A 24619-nucleotide genomic window follows, 5' to 3' on the forward strand; every position below is an offset into this window, starting at 1 on the left:
GCGAAGGGAAGCCGCCGCCTGACCATGCAAGCCTCTTCAACGAGAGGAACTTGCCATGGCTACCTTGTCTACTCCCGCACCGATCTCGCCCCTGCGTCAGCGCATGCTCGACGATATGCTCATGCGCGGCTTGGGCCCTCATACTCGTCAGGACTATGTACGGCACGTCCGGCGCTTTGCCGCGTTCCTGAAGCGGCCTCCCGATACGGCAACGCCTGAGGATATCCGTCGCTTCCAACTTCACCAGCACGAGAGCGGGATTGGTCCAGCAACGATCAACGGCGCGGTCTCGGCATTGCGCTTCCTGTTTACCGTGACGCTCCGGCGAGCTGACCTGGCGCGCGCTCTGGTGGTATTCCGTTATCAACGCAAATTGCCCGAAGTGCTCAGCGTCGAAGAAGCCGGCCGCTTGCTCGAGGCAGCGCGAGGGCTCAAGTACAAAGCTGCACTCGGCATCGCCTACGGCGCGGGTCTTCGCGTTTCCGAAGTCGCCCATCTCAAGGTCGACGATATCGACAGCACGCGCATGTTGTTGCGGGTCGAACAGGGCAAGGGACGCAAGGACCGCAACGCGATGCTCTCCCCGCAATTGCTCGAACTGCTGCGGTTGTGGTGGTGTGAGGGCAGACGGCGCGGCGTCATGCTGCCCCATGGCTGGCTGTTCCCCGGGCAGAGCCGTACCGACCCGATTTCGTCGCGCCAGTTGCATCGTGCCGTTCAGGAGGCTGCCGAGGTCGCCGGTATCAGGAAGCGTGTGAGCCCGCACACCTTACGCCACAGCTTCGCCACGCACCTACTGGAACAGGACGTCGATATTCGCGTCATCCAGGTGCTTCTCGGCCATAGCAAGCTCGATACCACCGCGCTCTACACCAAGGTCTCCACCCGTACGATCAATGCCGTCACTGGACCGCTCGATCGGCTGATGGCGCTGATGGAAGGCAAGACGCCGTCCGGCTGAGCCGGTGTACGCTGGGCTTGAGGTTGCAGACATCTTCCGCACAGTGGGCCCCGCATATCGCGAGGCCCATGCCGGTCACTTGAGCCTCGCACAGCTCAAGGTCATGTCAGCGATCGAGCATTGCCGCACCGCTGCGCTGGGCGGCCATGTCGAAGGCTGCGAGGACTGCGGTCACTTGCGTATCGCCTACAATTCATGCCGCAACCGGCATTGTCCGAAGTGTCAGGGCGCCGCCGCGCGCAGTTGGTTGGCCGAGCGCGAGGCCGACCTGCTGCCGGTCGGCTACTTCCACGTCGTCTTCACGGTGCCGGTCGAGGTCGCCGAGGTTGCCTTCCAGAACAAGGCTCTCGTCTACGACCTGCTGTTCCGGGCCGCGTCGGAGACGATGATGACTATCGCTGCCGATCCCCGCCATCTCGGAGCTCGCATCGGCATCACCGCGGTTCTGCACACCTGGGGATCGGCCATGACGCATCATCCCCACATCCACATGATCGTGCCGGGTGGCGGCATCGCGCGGGACTCGAGCCGCTGGATCGCCTCGCGTCCCGCATTCCTCCTGCCGGTGCGCGTGCTGGGCAAGTTGTTCCGCCGCCAATTCCTTACCCGGCTGAACCAGTTCCACGATGCCGGCAAGCTCTCCTTCTTCGGATCGATGAAGCACCTGACGGAACGTCACGCCTTCCGGCGCCATCTGAAGCCGGCCCGCAGCAAACGCTGGGTGGTCTACGCCAAGCCTCCCTTTGCCGGGCCCGCAGCCGTACTCGCCTATCTCTCGCGTTACACTCACCGCGTTGCCATCTCGAACCGGCGTATCCTCGCCTTCGACGAGACCGGAGTGACATTCCGCTTCAAGGATTATCGCCGCAACGGCCTTGAGCGTCAGTGCATCATGACGCTTGCACCCTACGAGTTCATCCGCCGCTTCCTGCTCCATGTCTTGCCGCGCGGCTTTCATCGCATCCGACATTATGGCCTGCTTGCCGGATCCGCGCGGCAGGCCAATCTGGCGCTCGCACGGGCGTTGCTACAGGTCGCGCCTCCACCAGAACGTAGCCACGCAGACGACGTCCAAGACCTGCGTCCGCCATGCCCTTGCTGCGGCGGTCGTATGCACGTCATTGAGACCTTCGAGCGGTGGCAACGCGCTCGGGCACCGCCCATGCGAACCTTGCAGATCCGGGAACCTTGTCCATGACCCGGCGTGGATCGCCCTTACATTCTCCTCCCGCATCAGCCTCGCAGGAGACGGACAAAGTCGCGCCTGGAAAGGCCGAGCGGCAAACAGCCAGGCCGGGACGAGGGGCGCACCACGCTCAAAGCCATCGTCAGCCGCAAGCCCGGCCCTGCATAACCCTGCGCTCCGGCCGCTGGGGCGTCATCACCCCATCGCCGAACACCTCCGCAAACTCGAAATCCCCATAGACACCGTAATAGGCCCGCGGGTTCCTGCATGAGAGGCTTTCGTACGCCTGACGGCGCCCGAAACCCTTCACCATTCTTGCCGTTCGAGGCGCTGTCCGAGGATCCCGAAAGCGGTCTTTCAACTTCATTCGGAATTTGAACCAGGCGAAGAACAAGGAGCAAGCAGCCATGCTTACCCATCGCTCGCCGAAAATATCAATGGCGGCCGCAAACAGCATGGCACTGGCTGTCCTGCCGATGACTGCACCATAATTAAGAAAATCACGGCCCTTTGACTGTTAGTTTGCAAGATTTCACATACGGCCTAACGGTACTTCCTTCAGCAGCTGCCTGATAAACGAGGGTGGACTCGGGCTTATGAAACACCCATGAGGCTCGGCGAGCTTGTCCAGTCCGCAGTTTGAGTTTTCGTTCCGTGAAGCCGCTTACCCGCCTCCTCCCCCGGCGCTTTCGCGTCCTCCTGCGTCGCCATGGTCCGGAAGCGCTGATCTGGCGACGGCGTGTGGCCATTCTGGGCGGCGCGGTGCTGGTCGGGCTGGTGGCCCTGGTTTTCGCCGACATGGCGGATCGAGCCAATATGCTCTTTCATTCGGTTTACCGCCGATACTGGTGGCTGCCGCTTTTCATGACGCCTCTAGGCTTCGCGGGCATCGTATGGGTGACCAATCGCCTTGCGCCGCTGGCGAGAGGCTCGGGCATCCCGCAAGTCATGGCCGCGACCCGCAATCCCGAAGCTGCTCTTTCGACCTTCGTGTCGGCGCGCGCGGCTATCGCCAAGTTCTTTCTGACGGCGGCGGCACTCGTCTTCGGCGCGTCGGTCGGCCGCGAGGGGCCGACGGTGCAGATCGCGGCGGCGATCATGGGGCGCATGCACCGGCTGATGCGCATTCCCATCCGCTCGTCGGTCTATATCGCAGGCGGTGCGGCCGGCGTGGCGGCGGCGTTCAACACGCCTCTGGCCGGCGTGGCCTTCGCGATAGAGGAACTGGCCGCGGCGTATGAGCAGCGCATGACGCTGCTGGTGATGGCGGCTGTCCTGATCGCGGGCATGGTGAGTCTCGGGCTGGCCGGGGATTACATCTACTTCGGGGAAATGCGTCAGACACTTCGCGTGACGCAGGCGATCATCGCTGCTCCCGTCGCCGGGATCGTCGGGGGCATTGCGGGCGGTATCTTCTCAAGGCTGATGCTGGCCGCAGGCGCGACGTCCTTCGCGCCCATGGCTTGGCTCCGGGCGCGGCCGGTGACGTTCGCACTTGGATGCGGCGTGGTCGTGGCGGTGATCGGGGCCTTCACCGGGCTGACCTGGGGCACGGGCTATGAGACCGCTCACGGGATCATCGAAGGCCGCGCTGTGCCGGCATGGTTCGGTGCGGCGAAGTTCGTGACGACGCTGGCGACGGCCGTCTCGGGTCTGCCGGGCGGCATCTTTGCGCCGTCGCTGTCGATCGGCGCGGGCATTGGCGACCTTCTGCGCACGGTCTTTCCGGATTACTCGCCCGGTGCCATCGTGCTGCTCGGCATGGTGGCCTATTTCACCGGCGTGGTGAGAGCTCCGCTCACTGCGGTCATCATCATCTCGGAGACGACCGCGAGCCGGGGACTGATGATGCCGCTGGTAGCCTCGGCGCTCGTGGCGGATTTCGCCGCGCAGTTCGTCTGCCAGGAAAAGCTTTATCATGGACTCTCCCAGCGTTTCCTGAAGGTGGCAGGCTGAGCAGCCTCAAGACCGAGCTACCGGGCATGCCCCCACAGCCAGTCAGGCAAATGAGCATTGCCGCCGAATTTAACTGACTACCCGAACGTGGGACTGGAGACAGGTGAGCGCGAAATCGCTCACGATAATCAAACGGATTGATCGCAGATTCCGGCTAGATCAAGGCCTTGGCAAGTCAGACTGGGGTTGCGGCCCCAGGTGCGGGCTGCCAAGGGTAGGGCGGGTGTTCGCCGTGTGGCGGGCAGGTTTCGCAGCATCGGTCGGGCCGCCGGTGCCCGACGATCTTTGCCCGGAGTTCCCGATGGTCCTCGCACGCCTCAAGTCCCCCAGCGCCCTTCGCCGTTTCCTACATGGGCAGTCCTCTGCGGGTCTTTTTCTGATGGCGATGGCTGCCATCGCCCTCGGGCTCGCCAACTCACCCGCCGCAGGGACCTACGACGCCCTCCTGCACAGTCATCTCGGGCCGCTCTCGATCGCGCACTGGATAAACGACGCGCTGATGGCGGTGTTCTTCCTGCTCGTTGGCCTTGAGATCAAACGTGAGATGCTCGACGGCCAACTTTCCACATGGCCACGCCGCATGCTCCCGGGCGTTGCGGCTCTTGGTGGCATGGCGGTTCCGGCACTGCTCTTTTACGCATTCAATACAGGGGAAACGGCCAGGGGTTGGGCAATTCCAGCGGCGACCGACATCGCATTCGCCCTTGGCGTAATATCATTGCTCGGCGACCGCGTGCCTGCGTCTCTGCGCGTGTTCCTGGCTGCCTTGGCGATCATCGACGATCTGGGTGCGGTGATCATCATCGCAGTGTTCTACACCGCCCAGGTTTCGTGGCCCGACTTGCTTGGCGCGGTGCTGGCCGTCGCGGGTCTCATGGCGATGAATCGTTTACGAATTCGCCGGCTGACACCCTACTTGCTGTTGGGCGTGGTGCTGTGGATCTTCGTGTTCCGCTCTGGAATCCATGCGACGCTGGCCGGTGTGTTGCTCGCGTTGACCATACCCATGGACGTGACGCCAAGTCGCTCGGACGGCGACGCCACCAGCCCTCTCCATCGCCTGGAACACGCCCTGCATATCCCGGTAGGCTTTCTCATCGTTCCGCTGTTTGCACTGGCCAATGCCGGGGTGCCCTTTCTCAGCCTGCCGGTGAATGCTTTGCTCGCGCCGGTGACGCTTGGCGTCGCGGCAGGTCTGGTCCTCGGCAAGCCGGTCGGCGTGTTTGGCTTGTCGCTGTTGGCCACCAAGCTGGGGTTGGCGGATGCTCCGGCGCATGCCAGCCGGATGCAGATGTTGGGGGTAGCCCTGCTCTGTGGGATCGGCTTCACGATGAGCCTTTTCATCGCCCTCCTGGCGTTCCCGGGCGACGCGATCCTTCAGTCCGAAGCCAAAGTCGGCATTCTCGTCGGTTCATTGATTTCCGGCATTCTGGGCTTCTTGGTGCTGCGCATCGCGCACCGTGAAGTCCCGTTCAGCCATACAGCAGCGTCAGCGTAATCGCCGTACAGGCTACCACAGCCACGACCAGCGGCGCGCCCATCCGGGCATAATCGCTGAATCGGTAGCCGCCCGGACCCATGACCAGAAGATTGTTCTGATGACCGATCGGAGTCAGAAAATCGGAAGACGCGCCGATGAGCACTGCCAGCAACGCGGCGTCTGGACTGACGTGGAGAAAGTTGGCGGCGTCGATAGCGAGCGGGCCCATGATGATCGCCGTCGCCACATTGTTGAGGAAGATGGATAGCACCAGGGTGACCGAGCACAGTGCGGCCAGAACGACGGCCAGCGGCAGACCCGTCAGCGTCTCACCCAGCCACTGCGCCGCGATCGCGGCTGCGCCGCTGTCCTCGAAGCTCTGCCCCACCGGGATCATGGCTGCGAGCAGGACGATCACGCTCCAGTCGATAGAGCGGTAGATTTCCTCTGGCGGCAGTAGCCGCAACGCCGCGATCAGGACGGCGGCACCGGTGAAAGCTAGTGCGGGGGAGAGCCCGAGCCCGACAATGCAGGCAATCGCCGCTGCGAAAATCGCGAGAATACCGGCTGCGCGGCCGTGAGCCGTCGGGACGGGATCGTGCCGGTCGATTTCCAGGACACGGGCACTGGCGCTGAAGGCGCCAAGCTCTGACTGAGGACCGCGGATATAGAGCTGGTCGCCAGCCCGTATGCGCATGTCCACCAACTGCCGCCGTTCCCTCGCCACGCGAGGGCCTACCGCGACGACCTGCAGCTGCTGCCGGCTACGGGTTCGCACTTCGTCGTATCCAAGCCCGATGAGCGGAGAGCCGTGTGCCACCGCGACGCGGACGGTGACGGCGTCCCGCACATGGTCTGCGGGAACATCGCTGGCAAGGCCGGTCGTGGCAGCAACGGACCACTGGTTCTTGCGCGACACGACCAGAAGGCGGTCCCGCGCCTGAAAATATTCGATCCCGGCTATCGGCGCGATGTCCCGGAACGAGGCGAGCATCCGCGCTCCGGCAGCCCGAAGGCGACTACGCAGTTCCCCGGCGTCCAGACGCTCATCCAGGACCGACAACTCATACACCCGCCACGGCGGCTTTCCATCGCTGGAACTGCCCGTCCGCACCGGCAGCAGACGCCAACCCACCACGCACAGGTAGACAAGACCGACGACCGTCACCGCCACCCCGACGGGCGTCATCGTGAAGAAGCCGAAGGGCGTACCCAATCTCGCTTCCCGCACGGAAGACAGAATGAGGTTGGCCGGCGTGCCGATCAGCGTCGTCATTCCGCCCAGAATCGTTGCAAACGCGAGCGGCATCAAGGTGGCGGCCGGCGATCGCCGGGCCGTGCGCGCGATCTCGGCCGCGATCGGCATGGTGATGACCAGAGCGGCGATATTGTTCATGAAGGCCGACAACATGGCACCGACGACCAGAAGTCCGGCCAGGCGCATCGCGAACGGCGCATCGACCGGGATGACGCGGTTGGCGACGAGACCCGCCGCTCCGCTAAGCTCGATGGCACGCCCGACCACAAGCACCGCTGCGACCGCCATCACGGCAGGATCGGCAAATCCGGCAAAGGCGTCAGCCGGCGCGACAAGACCCGTCATCAGACAGGCGATGAGCGCAAGGAACGCGACCAGATCATGCCGCACGCGCTCGGATACGAACAGGACTAGCGTACCCAGCAGGATCACGGCGCTGACAAGGGCCGGGCTCAAGGCTGTTCCCCGCCTCCTTCAACTTCTCTTAGGGCAAAACGGCTTCCTGCGGCCGGAGCGGGCACCGCTTCGACGCCGTTCTCACGTAGCAGTGCGGCAATGCCGATAGCCCGCCGCTGGACAAGCGTGGGAGATTGCGGCGCATCGGCTGGAAGGCCCGGAACGGCGAGGACACGCACATTCCAGCGCCTGGCGGCCCATGCCGTCACCAGAACGGCCTCCCGCGCGGGAAGTTCGAGCGCATCCTGAGACCCTGTGAAGCTGATCGACGGGTATGCTATCTGCGGCGGAGTGAGCACCACGTCCCACCCATCGGCCTGAGCAGCAGCCCGCCGCTCCAGGGTGCGGTATGTCGCAAGGGTTGCGCCGGGGAGCGGCGCGGCGCTGGCCATTGCACGATGGTGATCGCGATCAATCGTCACGCTGTCGGACGATATGCCAGCGGTCAGGGCGAGCATCTGTGAAAGGCTCGCGATGCGCTGAGTCTCGATGGCGGCGGCATCGCCTGCCTGCCGGATTTCCTCACGCTGGGCCTCGATCGCACCGGCACCCGGTTCGAGCAGAACCTGATCCAGCCGCAGCTTGATCGGCTGCCCGAGCCGTGCGGTGAGATCGTCCTGCAAAGCCGCGGTGCGCTTCATCTTGTCGCGAGGGGTGATGACCACAGCGCGAACCACTGCCGGCTGCGCATCGAAGTCAATGTCGAGCTGGGTCACACGTGCATCGGCGCCGAAGCGTTCGGAGAGGAACGAGCGGGTCTGGTTGAGCGTCACAGCTTCCCCGGCGATCTGCTTGAGGGAGATGCCAAGCGGAATGGCCATTGCGACGAAGACGAACAACAGGACAAAGGTCTGTGTCCAGGTCTGCTGACTGGAGAGGTAATGCCCGAACCCGTAGAACCGCGCCATGATCATCGCCGACAAGGCGATCGTCACGAAGTTGGTAACGAACAGCGCGAAAGCGCCGCCAAGGACCGGCATGTTCCAGGTCGCAAGGCCAAAGCCCACCACCGCCAGAGGGGGCATCAACGCCGTTGCGATGGCGACGCCGACGATCGTGTCGCCACGCCCGCGAATGATCGCGAAAGTCCCGGCAAGCGCCGCGAAGAGCGCCACGGCGAGGTCGAACAGATTGGGCCGCGTGCGCGCGATGATCTCGCTGGTCGGTGCCTGGAGCGGCGAGAGTGCGACGATCAGCGCCGTGAACAGCACCGCCGCACCTGCACCGACCGCGAGCGCCGTCAGCGCCCGCCGCACCTCCTTGAAATCGAACAGGGCAAGACTGAACCCCAACCCAAGGATCGGACTCATGAGCGGAGAGATCAGCATCGCGCCGATCACCACCGCCGGGGAGGACAGCAGCAGGCCGAGGACCGCAATACCAGCCGACATCATCACCATGAACGCGTAGCGCGTTGTCCAGCCGCTATCCTCGACGATACGCGCCATCACCGCCTCGTGATCGACCCGCGCGACGATCGCACGGCGCCACCAACGGTAGAGCGCGACATGCTCCAGCCTGTCATGAATGGCGCCATCAGGCGGCGTCGCTGCCGATGGAAAAACCGTCATTCCTGCCCCGTCCCCGTAACCTTCAAAATGTTGGTGGAATAAGCCCCGTCATCGCGTGCGGTTGCAGGTACCCAGCGACGAGACGACCATGCGATAATCGTTCAGCGCCTGTTCCTGCTTTGCGCTGCTGCGCGATACGTTCGCGGCTGTGGGCGGATAGGCGGGCAGGAAGCATGCCAGGCTATACCATGCCAGGCTGTCCTGCGGCGGCGGCGCTTTGGTTCCGGCAGCCACCTGTGAGAAGGACACGCCCCAACTCGGCGCCGATCCCGGTTGATGGCGCACGGTGATCGCCGCGCTGCCCCCACCATTGGTATCGAGGAAGATTTGTGTTTGCCCTTGCCCGGCAAGGTTGCCCGGTACGAACATCAGCTCCCGCACCCGGGTGACCGGTGAAGGTGCGCCGGGCACCACAAGTTCCGTCAGGATGGACCGCACACGGGCTTCCTGAACCGGCGACCACAAGACCTGCGCGGTCGGATCGACGAGCTTGATGTCACCGGTCTTGTCCGGCACGCGCCAGGCAAACAGCAGCACGTCGCGGCCGGAAAGCTCCGGCCGGTCTGGCGGCAGATCGACGAGGTAACGTAGCGAAGCGCCAATGCCCTGCCGCCCGTAGATCAAGGCCTCGGTCTGCGCTTCCGCGTAGAAACGATCATGCAGCGCCGTCGGATTGCGGACCTGAGCTGGGTCGAGGCGCGATACCGTCTGAACTCGGGCCTTGATGACCATGCCGGCACGCTTCGACAACTCTACCAGGTCCGGGTAGCTCGGCGCCGCCGAAGTTTGGGCATGGGCAGGCACCACCGAAATGAGGGTTGCGACTCCCAGCGCTGCAAGTAACCTGAAGCGGAGGGCTTTGTCGGAAAATTCAGGCACCGACTGGATCTTTCTGCTGGACTGCCGCTTCCGGCCGCCCCGATGAACACACATCAGAGCCATGCGTGACGAGGCCCATAAGGTCCAGACCCGTCGGCCTCTGGAAAAGGCGTAGCCCGAATTCCGGCATGATCGCGATGAGATGGTCGAAAATATCGGCCTGTGTGTCCTCGTAGCTGGCCCAGACGGTCGTCGATGCGAACGCATAGATCTGCAGGGGCAGGCCATGCTCGCCGGGTTCCAGCTGCCGGACCAGCATGGTCTTGTCCTCGGCTATGGCGGGGAGACTGCGCAGATAGGCGAGGACATAGGCGCGAAAGGTTCCGATGTTGGTCAGACGGCGCGCATTGAGCCCGTCACTACCGGCATGACGACGGTTCCACGCCGATACCCTGCCCTGCCGATCATCAAGATAGGCGCGAAGCACGGCAAAACGCGACAGTCGCCCGATATCCGCATCGCCAAGGAACCGCACGCTGTTCTGGTCGATCATCAACGAACGCATGATCCGCCTGCCGCCCGATTCCGACATCCCGCGCCAGTTGCGGAAGCTGTCCGTGATCAGGCGGTGCGTGGGTATGGTGGTGATCGTCTTGTCGAAGTTCTGCACTTTCACGGTATGTAGGGCGATGTCGATGACGTCACCGTTGGCATCGAGTTTGGGCATCTCGATCCAGTCTCCCACCCGTATCATGTCGTTCGACGTGATCTGGACGGATGCGACCAGCGACAGGATCGTATCCTTGAACACCAGCATGAGCACCGCCGCCATCGCGCCAAGACCCGAAAGCAGCAGCAAGGGGGACTGGTCCATCAGCGCGGCGATGACCAGGATCGCGGTCGCACCGTAGACGAGCAGCTTGGCCACCTGGACATAGCCCTTGATCGGTCGGTTGCCCGCTTCCGGGCGTCGCTGGTACAACTCGTTGGCCAGCGTCAGAACGCCCGTCAGCGACAGCGCGAGACTGACGATGATGATTGCGGCGCAAATGCTGTGGACCAGATCCGGGAGTGCGGGCGGCAATTCCGGGATGGTTCCGATCCCGCCTTGCACGATAATTGCGGGCAGGACGTTGGACAGCCGCGAGACGATTGAACCGATATGGCCAGCACCGACCTCGAACGGCGTGCGCTGAAGCAGGCGTATCATCCCGTTCAGGACGATGCGCCGCGCAATCCAGTTGGCGAACCACGCCGAACTCGCAAGGACGAGCAGCCCGAGCACGGTACGCGCCCAAGGTTCTTGCGCCCAATCGCCCGCAAATCGGGCAAGGGCATTGCTGGCATCGATTGACACGAAAAGTCCCCCAGAATTCATGTCAGGCAGCCTGCAGTGGCTTGCCCGCAGTCTCGTCGGTAAATCGCAAGGCGATGAGGCCGAACACGCATGCGGCGATCATCACGTAGGCAGGCATCAGCGGATCGCCCGTCCGGTCGATAAGCCAGGCGTTGACGGCCGGTGCAGTACCGCCGAACAGCGAGGTCGAGAGGTTGTAGGCGATCGCAAAGCCCGCAAAGCGTACCGGCGTCGGGAAGAATGCCGGAAACGTTGCCGAGATCGTCGCGAGTTGCGGGACATAGAGCATTCCCAGAACGGCATAGCCGATGACCGCGCTCGTCTGTCCTGCATCCATCACATGATAGAGCGGAACCACGGCAAGCATGAGTCCGATCAGCGAGGCCATCCACATCGGTTTCCTGCCGATGCGATCGGAAAGTGCGCCCGCAAACGGGAGCAGCACCATCATGAACAGCATCCCTGCAAGCGGCACGGCAAGGGCCGCGTCGGTCGACAGCCCGAGGCGGCGCTCAAGATAGGTCGGCATGTAGCTGAGCAGCGTATAGTTCACGACGTTGAGCGCGATCACGAGGCCGCTCATCGCCAGCAGCGATCGACGGTGACGGGTGAGCAGATCGCGCAAGGGGGATGCGACAGCGGCGGAATCCTGTCGCTCCACCTCCCGGAAAAGCGGGGTCTCTTCCATGCGCGAACGCAAGTAGACGCCCACGAGACCGAGCGGCCCGGCAAGCAGGAACGGCAGACGCCATGCCCACTCGCGCATCGCTGCATCGCCCAGCAGCAGCGAGAACCCGAGCATGAGTATTGCCCCCGCACAGAAGCCTGCCAGCGTGCCGACTTCGAGAAAGCTGCCGTAGAAGCCCCGCTTCGCATCGGGTGCATATTCGGCCATGAAGATCGCCGCGCCGCCGTATTCGCCGCCCGTCGAAAACCCTTGCACCATGCGCAGGATTACCAGCAGTGCCGGTGCCCACATGCCGATCGCGGCGTATGACGGGATGAGGCCGACCAGGACCGTCGCGCCCGCCATCATCACGATCGTCACCCCGAGCACCGCCTTGCGCCCGTAACGATCTCCCAATGGACCCCAGAAGAACCCTCCGAGCGGGCGGATCAGGAACGAGATCGCGAAGGTCGCCAGCGCGAACAGCGTCGCTTCCGCCGTTTCCCCCGGGAAAAGCGCGGCGGAGATATACGTCACGCCATATGCGTAGATGCCGTAGTCGAACCATTCGGTGGCGTTGCCGATAGCCGAGGCGGCAATCGCGCGGTGGAGGACGGTGGGCGAGGTCGGTTCGGTCATGAAGTTGTGCTTTCGTCGGCGGCGTCAGGCGTGGCCGACATTTCGATTGAAAGGGGCGTGGTTCGCGGCAGCACGACGTAGGTTTCCTGAAGATGGGTCGGCACCGGCTCGGAACGGGCCTGCCGCCACAAGCCGAAGACGAGCGCCGTGCCCGCGCAGGCTGCAACGAACAGGAACAGCCCCGAAGTTCCCAGAAAAGTCATCGCGATAGCCGCCATCGAGGGCCCGATCGCCGCGCCGAGCGAGTAGAGAAGCACCAGCCCCCCACTGGCAGCAATCCGCTGATCCGAGGTCAAGTGATCGTTGGTGTGAGCGACACACAAAGGGTACAAAGCGAAACTCAAGCCGCCAAACGCCGCACCGAACGCCATCAGCGGCGCAGTGCCGCTCGTCAGCGCGATGGCAAGGCTGGCAATGAGCGTTCCGGCAAAACCCATCACGATCACCTTGCGCCGGTCCATGCGGTCCGACAGGCGACCCAGAGGCCACTGCAGCGCGACGCCGCCCATGATGACCACGCTCATGAACAGAGCCGTCGCAGACAGGTCCAGCCCGGATCGCCGCGCATAGACCGCACCCATCGCGTAGAACGCTCCGAGCATCACGCCCGTCAGAAACGCGCCGACAATGCCAAGAGGAGAAACCGCGTAGAGTTGGCAGAAGCGCAATGACGCGCCTTCACTCGGGGCGGGGGCGGCAATGCGGGTCAGCACAACAGGTACGGCGGCAAGCGAGATCAGGATCGATCCCGCCAGTAGCGGCAGGGTCGAGCCGCCACCGCCAAGGTTCAGCGTGAACTGCCCGATCGCCTGCCCGCCGTAGAGCGCGATCATGTAACCCGCGAGGACGCTGCCTCGTCCGGCTCCTTCGGCCCGCTCGCCCAGCCAGCTTTCGAGGCAGACGTAGATACCTGCAAGGCAAAGGCCGTCGGCAAAGCGCAACGCGCCCCATAACAGCACATCGCGGTGGATCGCATAAGCGAGCGTGCTGGCGCTCAGAACGGCGACGAAGGCGGCGAAGGCGCGGATATGGCCGATCCGGCGCAGCAATGCGGGCGCGCGCAGCGATCCGGCGACGAGCCCCGCGAAATAGGCGGTGCCGACAAGACCGATCGCCAGCGTGCCACTTCCTGCGCGTTCCAGCCGCACGCTGACGAGCGTGTTCATGAACCCGCCGCCCGCCATCAGCATGAAGATGGCCAGCAGCAGGCTGCGCACGGGAAGGATGGCGTTCAGCATCGACGAAGTGTAACCGGCGTCAGGCCGCCGCGCGTTCGTGGGACGCCGTCGCGCCTTCAACCAGCGCCTTGTGCAGCACACGCACGGCCGGGTCGAAGTCCTCGACGCCGACGATGAACTGCACGTCCACGTTGCGGATCTGGTGCTGCATCGCGACCATGCCGATGCCCGCTTCCGCCAGCGCCATGAGCGCGCGGGGGACGAGACCCGGCTCGCCCAGATCGCTGCCGATCACCGAGACCATCGCCACCGGCTGCTCCGTCACCGCCGCGCCCGGCCACTTCACCTCGATGTCCGCCACGATCGCAGCCATCTGCGCGGTGTCGGTACCCGACAGGTAGTGGGTGATGGTGTTGGCGTTGGAGCTCTTGCTGACGATCCAGGCGCCGTGCCGGGTCAGGGTGTCAAGGATCGCGGCGTCGTAGCCTTTCTCCCCCACCATGTCCTGCTCGAACACCTGCAACGCCTGGACCGAAGACAGGCCGGTAACGATCTCCACGCGCGGGGCTTCGGAGACGTAGTTGCCGCAAATCAGCGTGCCGCCGTCATGCCGGTCGAAAGTGTTGCGCACCCTGAGCGGAATGCCCGACTGGCGCAGCCCTCGCCCGGCGCGCGGATGGATCGCCTCCATGCCGAGATTGGCGAGCTGATCGGCCACGTCGTAGTTGGTCCGCCCGATCTTGCGCGCCACCGTCTCGCCGACAAGGCGCGGGTCGGCGCTGGAGAGGTGAAATTCCTTGTGAATGATCGCCTCGCGCGCCTCGGTAAGCACGGCGATGCGCGAGAACGTCATCTCCGAGTATCCGCGCGCATAACGGCGCACCATGCCGCCCTCGCACCCGGCATAGCCGGTGATGATCGGCATCTGCGTGGCAAGGTCAATCGGCGCCAGCGCCTCCTCGATCCGCGCGTCGAGGCTGCGCATGTCCTCGTGGTTCCACAAGGTCAGGTCGACGAAGACCGCGTTCACGCCCCGGTCGCGCAGCATCAGGGCGGTCGAGTGCGCCGAATGCGCCTCGCCCAGACCCGCCAGCATCTCGCGCACGGTGGTCATCTGCTCCTTCAGGCAGAAGCGGCCGTGTGCGCGCAGCCGGTCGAGATCGTCGAGGCAGGTCTCCAGAGCGGCGATGCGCCTTGCCACGAAGGCGTCGGCCTCCTCGCGGCTTTCGGCGCGCGCAAACATCTCGGAATTGCGCGCCCACATCGCGCCCGTCACGTCGGCCAGCGCCGAGCGCCAGGCGCCGGGCACTTCGTTGCGGATGAAGTGGGCATGGACGCCGGGCCGGCCCGACTTCTTGTGCTCCAGCAGCAGGTCGGTCATCCCGGCATAGGCCGAGACGACGAAGATACGGTTGTAGAGATCCGCGCCTTTGCGTCCGGCGATCAGCACATTGTCGAACACCGTCGAGGTGGCAGCCATCGAAGTGCCGCCGATCTTTTCCACGGAATGGGCCCCGGTGGTCAGGGTCTTCATGCGGCTACTCCTTCGAAGGTTCCGGATACCGGCGTCACCGGCTTGACCTCGCGCGCGGCGATGAAATCCGGGCGCGGGGTGGCAGCGGCGAACGGCGCCTCCAGCCGGTTGCTCACCGCGTTGTAGACGAGGAAGGCATTGGCGCGCGGGAACGGGGTGATGTTGCCGTTGGAACCATGCATCGTGTTGCAGTCGAACACGATCACCGTGCCCGGCTTGCCGGTGGGCGCGACGATGCCCTGCCGGTGCGCCAGTTCGGCCAGCGTGTCCTCGTCGGGCACGCCGTATTCCTGATTACGCAAGGACGCCCTGTAATGGTCGTCCGGTGTTTCGCCGACGCAGGCGATGAACACGTGCTGCGATCCGGGGATCACCATCAGCGGGCCGTTGTTTGGGGTATTCTCCGCCAGCAGCACCGACATCGACAGCGCGCGCATGCGCGGCATGCCGTCCTCGGCGTGCCAGGTTTCGAAGTCGGAGTGCCAGTAGAACTCCCGGCCCTTGAACCCCGGCTTGTAGTTTAGCCGGGACTGGTGGACGTAGACCTCGTCGTCGAGCAGATAGCCGGCCACGCCCGCCAGCCGTTCGTCGGCGGCAAGGCGCGCCATCGTGTCGCTCTGTTCGTGAATCTCGAAGATCGAGCGGATCTCGCGGCTGCCGGGTTCGGCGATCACTGTCTCGTCCTTCAGGCCCTCGGGATCACCGAGCATGCGCCCGGTTTCTGCCTGTAGCGCGGCCATCTCCGTTTCGGAGAAGACATCCTTCAGCACGAGATAGCCGTCGCGGTCGAACTGGGCGATCTGCTCTGCGGTCAACGGCGCGCCCGGCTGCCAGGCGCGGCGGGCGACAGGTTCGCTGCGCGGGAACAGCTGGGGTTCGGCCGCGCTGCGGGTAGGATAGTGGTCGTGCATCTTGTGCCCCTTTCTCCTTAGTCCGCGAGTGCGGGTTCGCTGGTATCGGCGGGGTAGGCGCCGTTCTCGTCATGCACCTCGCGGCCCGTCACCGGCGGGTTGAAGACGCAGGCGCACACGATATCCTTCACCGGGCGCACGATGTGCCTGTCGTTGGCGTTGAGGGCATACATCACGCCCGGCTTCAATTCGTGCGTCAGGCCGGTGCCGAGGTCCTCGATCGTACCCTCGCCCTGCATAACCAGCACCGCTTCGAGATGGTTCTGATAATGCATGTGCAGCTCCTCGCCCGCGAACATCGTGGTGACGTGGAACGAGAAGCCCATCTTGTCGTCCTTGAGCAGCAGGCGGTCAGAGTGCCAGCCATTGGATTCGACGTGACGGTCGGACTTGCGGATGTCGTTGAGATTGCGAACGATCATATGGGTATTCCTTTGAATTCGGGGGAAGGTTCAAGCGGCGACCAGAGGCCGCTTCACCGGGGCGATCGCGTCTGCGACCGCCTCTTCCAGAATGTCGAGCCCGGCTTCGAGCACCGCATCCTCGATGGTCAGCGGGGCCAGTACCTTGACGATCTCGTCATGCGCGCCGCTGGTCTCTATGATCAGGCCCTCGTCGAAGCAGGCCGACGTGATCTGCGATGCGACCTCGCCGCTGCCGACATTGATGCCGCGCATCATGCCGCGCCCGCGCGTGTTCAGGCCATGGCGCTCGGCCATGCGTTCAAGCCGCCGTTCGAGGATGCCGCCGCGCCGCGCCACTGCGTCGATGAAGGCTGGGTCGGCCCAGAACTCGCGCAGCGCTGCGGTGGCGGTGACGAAGGCGTGGTTGTTGCCGCGAAACGTGCCGTTGTGTTCGCCGGGGCTCCAGACATCAAGGTCGGGGCGCATGAGCGTCAGCGCGAAAGGCAGGCCCATGCCCGAAAGCGACTTCGCCAGCGTGACGATATCGGGCGTGAAGCCCATGTTCTCGAAGCTGAAGAACCCGCCGGAGCGGCCGCAGCCGGCTTGGATGTCGTCGACAATCATCAGCGCGCCGTGCTTCTTCGCCAGCGCCGCGATGCGCCGCAGCCACGCAGGGCTTGCAGCGTTGAGCCCGCCTTCGCCCTGGACCGTCTCGACGAGGAAGGCGGCCGGGGCATCGAGACCGCTAGAGGGGTCGGAAAGACGCTGTTCTAGCAGGTCCGCCGTATCGACCTCGTCCCCATAATAGCCGTCGAACGGCTCATGGCTGACGTGGCTGAGAGGAACGCCCGCGCCGCCGCGCTTGCCGGCGTTGCCGGTGCAGGCCAGCGCGCCCAGTGTCATGCCGTGGAAGCCGTTGGTGAAGGCGACCACCAGCTCGCGGCTCGTGACCTTGCGCGCCAACTTGATCGCGGCTTCCACTGCGTTGGTGCCGGTCGGCCCGGTGAACATCGCGCGATAGTCCAGCCCGCGCGGCTCAAGGATCACGTCCTCGAATGTGCGCAGGAAAGCGGCCTTGGCGTCGGTGTGCAAATCGAGTGCGTGGGTCACGCCGTCGCTGGCGATGTAATCCATCAGCGCCGCCTTCAGCACCGGATGATTGTGCCCGTAGTTCAGCGAGGAGCAGCCCGACAGGAAATCGAGATAACGCCCGCCCTCGTTGTCGTGCAGCCAGGGCCCTTGCGCCTTGCCGAACTGGCGAGGCATCGCACGCGAATAGCTGCGCACCCTGGATTCGCGGCGGTCATAGATCTTCGTATCCGGCGCGGTGGCGCTCGGCATGGGAGTCTTCGTCATTTCGGGAGTTCCCCTGTTCAGGTATGGACGGACGGCAGCGGCGCGATGGTCGCCTGCCATTCCGTGTCGTGTGCCCCCGCGAAGTGCGCGGCGCGCTCGAAGCGCTCGGATTTCGAGAGGCTGGCGCCATGGCGGCGCGCGAAGGCGCCGAACAGCGCCCAGGAAGCCGGATTGGCCTCGGTGATCGTGGTGGTCAGCGCGGTCGCGCCCTGTACGGCGGGCAGCGAGACCAGTTCGTCGAGCATGCGCCCGCCCAGCCCTTCACCGCGCGCGGAGGCCGCGACGGCAACCTGCCACACGAAGATGCGCTCCGGATGCGAAGGCGGACGGTAGGCGGAAATCCACCCGAGAACCTCGCCGTCGCGCTCCGCGAGCACGCAGGTGTCGGCGAAGTCGCTGCACTGAAGCAGATTGCAATAGGCCGAGTTGGGATCGAGCGGCTCGGACGCCGCGATCAGCGCAGTGACGGCAGGCCCGTCTTCGGCAGTGGGCCGGCGCAGGACCGGCGAGGTAGTCTTATACATCGGAATTGTGCCCTCGGGATTCGTCCAGAAGGCGGCTTTACTCATGACTTCATCAAAGATTACTTCACCCTCCGAAGCACATTGGCGTGCTTGGCATTTGCCTCGTTATGACTGCTTCTGCGCGATAACATACGGATCGTGCGGTTCATTGCAACCACCTTTCGCGAGATATGTTCCCTTAATGCGCGTCTCTGAAATGAAATATTTCGGATTTGGAAGTATCTTGCAGCTTGGCGCAAAGCCGCAGGAAAGCTAGCTGTCGGGGCATGGACAGCGATCTCACTCCAGCAGCACTTTCGGCCCTGAGAAAAATTCTCGACGCTGCGGATCTGGAAAATCGGAGGATGGCCGCGGCAACCGGACTGACCCCGTCGCAGGCCCTGGTTTTGCGACAGATCGGATCCGGAAAAAGCGTGACGCCCAGCGCTGTCGCAGCCGCGCTCCGGTTCGGACAGGCGACGATAACCAACATCGTCGACAAGCTGGTTGCAGCCGGTCTCGTCACTCGCACCCGCAGCGAGAACGACAAGCGCCAGATCCTCGTCCAGGCGACCGAAGAAGGCCTTCAGCGGTTAAACAGCATGCCTTTTCCATTGCAGATGCGCTTTGGGCGAGGGTTCGACAGGTTGCCGCGCTGGGAACAGGCAATGATCCTCGCCATGCTCGAACGGATCGAGGCTCTGATTTCAGAAGACAGCAGTCTGGGCTAGGATACGGTGTATCGCCTCAAACCTCTTACATCACGGCCTATATGTCGTTCCCGAAGCAGGCAGAATTACACCGTCTGTACACAACCGCCAAGGCGCTAGTCTCTGCCTTGGTAAAGGCCCATGGCGAAGGTCGCCTGCAAGAGCGACTGCCTTTCCTTGCCAAACCTGAGCTGCTGATCGTTGATGAGCTTGGCTATCTGCCTTTCGACGCTGCTTACCCGTTCTTCCAGCTGGTATCTCGCGCTACGAGCGAAGTGCCATGCTGATCACGTCCAACCGCAGCGTGGGAGAATGGGGAACGGTCTTTGGCGACCCCGCCGTCACTACCGCCCTTCTCGACCGTCTCCTGCACCACAGCCACGTCATCACCATCCGGGGCGACAGCTCTAGTTTGCGGTTGATTCCGTTAACGTTTGAGTATGAAAAGGGGGCCCAGTTTTACGTGTTGCCCCCGGCCCAATTCCCGGCGTCGTTTGACACCACTGCCAGCGACGGAACGACTGCATTGCGGGACGCGTCGCTGCCTACAGTATTCCACGAACCACAGGTCGCATGCACCCTTCCACCGCTTATGCAGACAGGCGGTTACCACCCGCTCGGGTTATGCTGGCGATGGTGAGCACACCCCCGAAGCCGAGTGGCAGCCTTGCAAGCATTGAACCCGAAAGGCGCCGGCGGCAAATGCCACGGCGCCCATTGCAACCTTCGCCTCGCTGCAGCACTTGACCCTTTATTCAGCGAACGCGGATGCGGAGAACTCATTTTGAGCCGGATAAAATTGGTCGGCGGGCCATGCGATGGGAAAGGCCTCAACGGTGAATTCGGCGACGAATTGAGGATGGTGCGGACCCATGATGGCTATGTTCGGTGGTCACTGCCCAATGAGCCGCTGATACCGAATGAACTTTATCGACGGTCGCTTCGGAGCCGCGACAAGTTTGTGTGGCAACCCTGATTCGCCGCGAGCGGAACATCGCGCATATCCGCCTCCGGGTGCTAGCTCTCGGACACCTTTTGCTAGTAAGCAGGCGCAAGCAGCGGTCTCCTTTATTTCAAGTGAATCAAGACAAAATGCGCCCTTTCGCTGACCGTGGTCTTGGGAATAATGATTGGATCATACCCTAGGTGCCGGTATGCGTTCAGCAGGCGCTCGTATTAAGCGATCGCTTCGTCCATATCTTGTTGACGCTCCCGATCTTCAATGAAGATCTCGGGCCACGTAGGGGTCAGAAGACTCGTCGATGATAAGGTGGAAACGCGGCGAGCGTGACCGACGCCGCTCGACTTGTCGCGTGTTGAAGGGCCACTGCCGCGTCGACCAGGCCACGGTCGAAGAATGTCCAGCCCCTCTCTTCCCGGGCAACTCGAAGATGCTCGGCGGCCACGTTGATGGCACGCCTTGCAGAAGCCGCGAGATCTACCCAAGGCAATGCGGTGCCATCACCGCGCAATGCCTCGTCGACGATGCGGCGACCGGGCTCGGGAATTGTCCTGAAACCCACATCCGCAAGTTTAGCGAGAAGGGTGGATTTACTCCCGCCTGAGCAGCCAGAGAGGACTACACGAAGGGAAGGCCTTTCCATATTTGTCATGTCTGCTTTCTGATAGCACAAATGTTCATTGGAACGCCTTAGTTGGGGCGGCTAACAACCGGCAGCTATCCTCCACTGATCAGACGAAACCCGCCTTTCCGGAATCGGCCAGTGCTGGGCGCTGAAATTGGGAAAGCTGCCGGTCTGCACCTCGCGAGTGAAAGTCGACCTTTGGGCAGTCGACGAGGGTCGTTGTCGGCATTTCCCTACTAGGCGCCCGTTGATCATCCAGCGTCTTGAAGTTGGCCGCCAACGCCCGCTCATTCCTATCAGAGTAATGTTGGCCGGCGTCTCGGATGGCAGTCATGAGAAAATCTGGGCCCGTTTCATGTGCGCCCTCTTATTGCGAACGACTATTACAAACTCGTTCAGGAAGGCCTGATGCCTGCCAGCATGACGCCGCCGAATGCCCCGCCCAGACCGCCGACCGCGACGAGGTGATAGGCAGGCTCCCGCATCGCCAGCGACAGCACGATGACCGCCAGCGACAGCGCGACGATCGCCGCTCCCACCGCACGTCCGCGCCAACCGCCATGGAAGCGCTCTTCTCCGGCCTTGGAGGCGCCGGCCGCTAGACTTGTCTGCCAAAGTCGCAGCCCGGTCCGGAATTCGTCGTGGAGGCGCCTGCGAGCGGGAGCATCCTGAGCCACGATGACCAGCGTCGGTCCTTTCTTGCGACCGAGCCTCAGATAGTCCTCCGCGCTCCATCCGGATATTGCCGCGAACGAAACCGGCCCGCGCCGTGCGAACTCCAGCCCCAGCGAATCGATGGTCAGACTGTCGCGGGTCGGAAAGCCGAGGCCTGCGACCATCGGCGGGATAACGATACCCAAGAGCGCCAGGCCCATGGCGCCGAACACCAAATGGTACTGATAAACCGCGAAGATTGCTATGAAAATGCCCAGGGAAAAGCCCAACGGAACGGCGAGCTGATGCCACCGCGTGTAGACGCGCACCGAGTGACTTGCTTCGGGAGCCCTGTTTTCTACCATGTCTTGGTCCATGTATTCTTCCGAGCGCCGCCCGACCGTCATCGGTGCCGTGGGTCTCAGGCTTGCAAACATTTCATGACTTTACAATCTGCAGCCGGAGAAGTGCTTGTGACCGAACGCCGCGCGGTGCCGGTCGTTGCAATTGTGGAGATCCCGAACCCATCAGACTTTGTGCGGGCAGCTTTACCTCATTGAAAAGTTTACGGTCGTGCCTTCAGCCGACGTCCGAAACCGACCATTGGCTCCGCCATGTGTTGGACTGAAAACCGTGGTCGTCATCCTCACCGAAGATGCGCTCGGCTTGGAAACGTGCCTCCATTCCGTCGAGCGAGAGCATGGCTTCTCGCCGCAATATCTCAGCGCGAACCCACGGCACGAAAGTGGAGACGCGGCCGTGTTCCGGCTTTGCCTCCATTCGTGACAGGCTTTGCTCCAGCGATCGCAGCCTCTCCAGCCGCGCCATATCCTCAAGCAGACCGTCGAGACACGCGCGTCGCCGCTCGGCGACGAACTCCTCGCGAAAGGGCCGCTCTCGCTCTCGCTGGGCTGCCCGCCGCGCCAACTCCTCTTCGGCACGGCGCTCGCGTCCTTCACGCTTTACTACGGCAAGGACTGCAAGAGCGACGGCAATGTCGCTTGCGAGGGTCTCCAGTTTCTGGACCTTACCGTCTCGAAAGGTCTTGCGGGGCTCCTGACCGCTGGCGACATAGGTACCTTCCATCTCGATGCCGAGTTGCCCGGTGCAGATGTAATCCCACTCGGGAACAGTCGGGTATGGCACGTGCTCCCAGTCCCAAAGGTTTCCCCGCCGGCGCTCCGTTTTTCGCCTCCAGGCCGCTTCCGCTGCCTCCTCCTCCGCCGTCGGCTTATGCTTTTCGCGCTTGAAGGTTTCGGTGACTGACAGCCCGATCGTTTCGCCATCTCCATGGAAGCGAGCACGCCGCTCGCCAACTTCGAGATGAAAGTCCTGCTGCTCCACCGCCGCCATGATCCGCTTGAGGATCTCACCCAGGCGATCGATCGAGGCTGGAGAAATCTCGCAATGAATGACGTCAGGGCCTTCAACGCTCACGAGGCCCCTGTGCGAGGGCGAAGCGGCACGAAGTCCCGCAAGGGTTCTCTCAATAATGGGGTGCGATACTGCGCCGACAGGCTCGTCACTGGCGCGCACGCGAGCCGTTTCTCGGGCCACTGCTACCGCAGCTGTTTCACCGCGCAACTCGGGAGCAGCGATCGTGATGTTGTCGGGTGTGAATCGCGACGCCTTCGGCAACTTGGTTTGCACAGCCGCCTTGCCTGCATTCTTCTTGGCCCAATAGCCGGGTGGCGGTGTCGGTATCTCGTGCTTGCGACAGATCTTGTGGATCGCAACATCCGAAAGCGCGAAATCCTTCGCGATGTGAGTGATGGGCTTGGACCAGACTAGATCGTAGAACTCACGCCGAGAGTAGGTACGGGCCATCCAGGGTTTCCTGCTGCTGATCCCTGCCCATCCTAGCCAGCGATGCGCAAAGAAAAAGCCGCTGCGGTACTACCCCACCGAAGCGCACCAGCCATCAATGAAGGATCTTCGCTCGCTGACCAGCAAGCTTGCGATCACGTACCGAACTTGAGGTGCAGAACCTCGGCGCCGTCCCTGAGCTCCACGAGATGGTCGGACCACCATTGCGCCATCCGGACTCGCTCCTCCCAATGAGCACCGCGGTGATATGCACCGCGCACCTGATCGCGTTCTCGGTGTGCAAGGGACCGCTCGATCGCATCCGGGTGCCAGAGCCCGCATTCATTGAGCAATGTGCTCGCAGTCGCGCGAAAACCGTGCGAGGTCATCTGGTCGCCGGTGTAGCCCAACCGACGGAGCGCAACATTGAGGGTATTTTCGCAGATAGGCTTCAAAAAGGTCTTGTTCGCAGGGAATAGAAAGGTGCCGGAATTCCCGAAAGCCCTAAGCTGTCTCAGGAGGGCGAGAGCCTGAGTTGAGAGCGGCACGGTGTGCAGCTTGCGCATCTTCGTCCTCTCGGCAGGCACGCGCCACACCGCAGCTTCAAAATCGATCTCCGGCCACTCAGCCTTCCTGAGTTCCCCCGGGCGAAGGTAGACATGTGGCAGCAACTGTAGTGCCAGCTTGGTCTCGATCTTTCCGCCATACCCATCAATTGCGCGCAAGAGCTCGCCAAACTGAGCCGGCTCCAGAATCGCGGCGTGATGCTTTACCCTGGGGTTAATCAGAGCTCCGCGAAGGATGTCGGCGGGATTGTGCTGAGCTCGCAGGGTCGCGACTGCATATCGAAAAATGCGTCCCGCGAACGATCGGGCGCGGATAGCCGATTCATGATGCCCCTTCCGTTCGAGCCTCTTAAGAGCCTTGAGTAGCTCATGTGCAGTTATGTCGGCGATTGGGCGGTTGCCAATGGCCGGGCCCAGGACATCCACGAACCAACGGGCCTTCTTGAGTGTCGAGGCGGCCTTACCCTCCAACTCCATCTTTTCGATCAGTTCGTCGGCCACCAGACGGAATGTGGTGCGAGCGGCGATCTCCGCTTCCACCCTAGCCTGCGTCCGGGCCGCGACAGGGTCGATGCCACTTTCGAGTTGCTCGCGGGCTTCATCTCGCTTTTCCCGGGCCTCCTTGAGGCCGACATCCGGATAGCGTCCAAGCGCCATCTTCTTTTCAATCCCGTGGAACCGGAATTTGACCCGCCAGAGCAGCGAGCCGTTGGGATTGACGAGGACGTAAAGCCCTTTGCTATCCGCGACTTTGTAAGCTTTTTCGCGGGGTTTGAGGGCGTTGATCTGGGTTGTGGTCAGCATCTGGGGGCCCCGAATCGAGAGGATCGAAAAGGCCCCCGATTCGAGGCCCCCAATTCATCTGGATGGAGATGGACAGAGGGGGACGCCACCGGAAAGCCGATGTCGTATTATACTTGATTTTCGGGGGTTTTTTGAGCGAAAAAACGCTTGACAAAGGGGAATTCTGGTGCCGCTTACGTGACTCGAACACGTGACCCCATCATTACGAATGATGTGCTCTACCAACTGAGCTAAAGCGGCATGCCTTGTATGAACCG

The 24619-nt window shown here is 63.0% G+C and carries 21 protein-coding genes, 1 tRNA gene and 1 pseudogene; 6 read left to right on the forward strand and 17 right to left on the reverse strand.

Going from position 1 to position 24619, the window contains the following annotated elements; translation table 11 throughout:
- The first annotated feature begins 55 nt into the window (after nucleotides 1-55).
- The gene (locus V7066_RS03215; protein WP_334181799.1) at nucleotides 56-961 is read left to right on the forward strand and encodes a tyrosine-type recombinase/integrase; all 906 of its coding nucleotides are present in this window, start codon (nucleotides 56-58) and stop codon (nucleotides 959-961) included.
- 4 nt (nucleotides 962-965) lie between these two features.
- Complete coding sequence (locus tag V7066_RS03220; protein ID WP_442947296.1) at nucleotides 966-2159, forward strand: IS91 family transposase; 1194 nt, start codon at nucleotides 966-968, stop codon at nucleotides 2157-2159.
- 130 nt (nucleotides 2160-2289) lie between these two features.
- Here V7066_RS03220 and V7066_RS03225 read toward each other — a convergent pair whose 3' ends face one another.
- Nucleotides 2290-2604: a hypothetical protein gene (locus tag V7066_RS03225; protein ID WP_334181800.1), complete on the reverse strand. Its 315-nt coding sequence runs from the start codon at nucleotides 2602-2604 to the stop codon at nucleotides 2290-2292.
- Between the two features lie 197 nt (nucleotides 2605-2801).
- Between V7066_RS03225 and V7066_RS03230 the strand changes: the two genes are divergently transcribed.
- Nucleotides 2802-4103, forward strand: coding sequence for a chloride channel protein (locus tag V7066_RS03230; protein ID WP_334181801.1), 1302 nt, complete (start codon nucleotides 2802-2804; stop codon nucleotides 4101-4103).
- A 301-nt stretch (nucleotides 4104-4404) separates the two neighbouring features.
- The gene (nhaA, locus tag V7066_RS03235; protein WP_334181966.1) at nucleotides 4405-5601 is read left to right on the forward strand and encodes a Na+/H+ antiporter NhaA; all 1197 of its coding nucleotides are present in this window, start codon (nucleotides 4405-4407) and stop codon (nucleotides 5599-5601) included.
- On the opposite strand, the gene V7066_RS03240 is transcribed toward nhaA, so the two are convergent.
- From V7066_RS03240 to ectA, 11 genes are read right to left on the reverse strand one after another with little or no spacing between them, the layout of a single operon-like run.
- Nucleotides 5576-7297 (reverse strand): SLC13 family permease, encoded by a 1722-nt coding sequence (locus V7066_RS03240; RefSeq protein ID WP_334181802.1) that lies wholly within the window; start codon nucleotides 7295-7297, stop codon nucleotides 5576-5578. The genes nhaA and V7066_RS03240 overlap by 26 nt on opposite strands.
- Nucleotides 7294-8868, reverse strand: a complete 1575-nt coding sequence (locus V7066_RS03245) for a DUF389 domain-containing protein (protein WP_334181803.1) — start codon at nucleotides 8866-8868, stop codon at nucleotides 7294-7296. Before V7066_RS03245 ends, V7066_RS03240 begins: the two co-directional genes overlap by 4 nt.
- A 48-nt stretch (nucleotides 8869-8916) precedes the next feature.
- On the reverse strand, nucleotides 8917-9747 hold the full coding sequence (locus V7066_RS03250) for a hypothetical protein (protein WP_334181804.1): 831 nt from the start codon (nucleotides 9745-9747) through the stop codon (nucleotides 8917-8919).
- Nucleotides 9740-11044, reverse strand: a complete 1305-nt coding sequence (locus V7066_RS03255; protein ID WP_334181805.1) for a mechanosensitive ion channel family protein — start codon at nucleotides 11042-11044, stop codon at nucleotides 9740-9742. Before V7066_RS03255 ends, V7066_RS03250 begins: the two co-directional genes overlap by 8 nt.
- A 22-nt stretch (nucleotides 11045-11066) precedes the next feature.
- Nucleotides 11067-12350: an MFS transporter gene (locus tag V7066_RS03260; RefSeq protein WP_334181806.1), complete on the reverse strand. Its 1284-nt coding sequence runs from the start codon at nucleotides 12348-12350 to the stop codon at nucleotides 11067-11069.
- A complete protein-coding gene (locus tag V7066_RS03265) occupies nucleotides 12347-13588 on the reverse strand; it encodes an MFS transporter (RefSeq protein ID WP_334181807.1) in 1242 nt (413 codons plus the stop codon). The genes V7066_RS03260 and V7066_RS03265 overlap by 4 nt, the downstream gene beginning before the upstream one ends.
- A gap of 19 nt (nucleotides 13589-13607) precedes the next feature.
- Complete coding sequence (locus V7066_RS03270; protein ID WP_334181808.1) at nucleotides 13608-15062, reverse strand: aspartate kinase; 1455 nt, start codon at nucleotides 15060-15062, stop codon at nucleotides 13608-13610.
- The gene (gene thpD, locus V7066_RS03275; protein WP_334181809.1) at nucleotides 15059-15973 is read right to left on the reverse strand and encodes an ectoine hydroxylase; all 915 of its coding nucleotides are present in this window, start codon (nucleotides 15971-15973) and stop codon (nucleotides 15059-15061) included. The genes V7066_RS03270 and thpD overlap by 4 nt, the downstream gene beginning before the upstream one ends.
- Nucleotides 15974-15990: 17 nt before the next feature.
- Nucleotides 15991-16395 (reverse strand): ectoine synthase, encoded by a 405-nt coding sequence (locus tag V7066_RS03280; protein WP_334181810.1) that lies wholly within the window; start codon nucleotides 16393-16395, stop codon nucleotides 15991-15993.
- A 30-nt stretch (nucleotides 16396-16425) separates the two neighbouring features.
- Nucleotides 16426-17733: a diaminobutyrate--2-oxoglutarate transaminase gene (gene ectB, locus V7066_RS03285; protein WP_334181811.1), complete on the reverse strand. Its 1308-nt coding sequence runs from the start codon at nucleotides 17731-17733 to the stop codon at nucleotides 16426-16428.
- A 17-nt stretch (nucleotides 17734-17750) separates the two neighbouring features.
- Nucleotides 17751-18257 (reverse strand): diaminobutyrate acetyltransferase, encoded by a 507-nt coding sequence (gene ectA / locus V7066_RS03290; RefSeq protein WP_334181812.1) that lies wholly within the window; start codon nucleotides 18255-18257, stop codon nucleotides 17751-17753.
- 266 nt (nucleotides 18258-18523) lie between these two features.
- Here ectA and V7066_RS03295 point away from each other — a divergent pair, with 266 nt between their 5' ends.
- Together V7066_RS03295 and V7066_RS28750 are read left to right on the forward strand one after the other, a co-directional pair.
- Nucleotides 18524-18967, forward strand: a complete 444-nt coding sequence (locus V7066_RS03295; protein ID WP_334181813.1) for a MarR family winged helix-turn-helix transcriptional regulator — start codon at nucleotides 18524-18526, stop codon at nucleotides 18965-18967.
- A gap of 41 nt (nucleotides 18968-19008) precedes the next feature.
- A pseudogene (locus tag V7066_RS28750) lies at nucleotides 19009-19586 on the forward strand (ATP-binding protein).
- Between the two features lie 607 nt (nucleotides 19587-20193).
- On the opposite strand, the gene V7066_RS03300 reads toward V7066_RS28750, so the two are convergent.
- The 5 genes from V7066_RS03300 to V7066_RS03320 form a co-directional block, all read right to left on the reverse strand.
- Nucleotides 20194-20559, reverse strand: a complete 366-nt coding sequence (locus tag V7066_RS03300) for an AAA family ATPase (RefSeq protein WP_334181814.1) — start codon at nucleotides 20557-20559, stop codon at nucleotides 20194-20196.
- A 368-nt stretch (nucleotides 20560-20927) separates the two neighbouring features.
- Nucleotides 20928-21551 (reverse strand): hypothetical protein, encoded by a 624-nt coding sequence (locus tag V7066_RS03305; protein ID WP_334181815.1) that lies wholly within the window; start codon nucleotides 21549-21551, stop codon nucleotides 20928-20930.
- A gap of 214 nt (nucleotides 21552-21765) precedes the next feature.
- Nucleotides 21766-23013, reverse strand: a complete 1248-nt coding sequence (locus tag V7066_RS03310; RefSeq protein WP_334181816.1) for a hypothetical protein — start codon at nucleotides 23011-23013, stop codon at nucleotides 21766-21768.
- Between the two features lie 134 nt (nucleotides 23014-23147).
- Nucleotides 23148-24362 (reverse strand): tyrosine-type recombinase/integrase, encoded by a 1215-nt coding sequence (locus tag V7066_RS03315; RefSeq protein ID WP_334181817.1) that lies wholly within the window; start codon nucleotides 24360-24362, stop codon nucleotides 23148-23150.
- Between the two features lie 164 nt (nucleotides 24363-24526).
- Nucleotides 24527-24602: transfer RNA gene (locus V7066_RS03320), tRNA-Thr, on the reverse strand.
- Between the last annotated feature and the right edge of the window lie 17 nt (nucleotides 24603-24619).

The sequence above is a fragment of the Novosphingobium sp. genome, from assembly GCF_036820275.1.
Taxonomy (GTDB): Bacteria; Pseudomonadota; Alphaproteobacteria; order Sphingomonadales; family Sphingomonadaceae; genus Novosphingobium.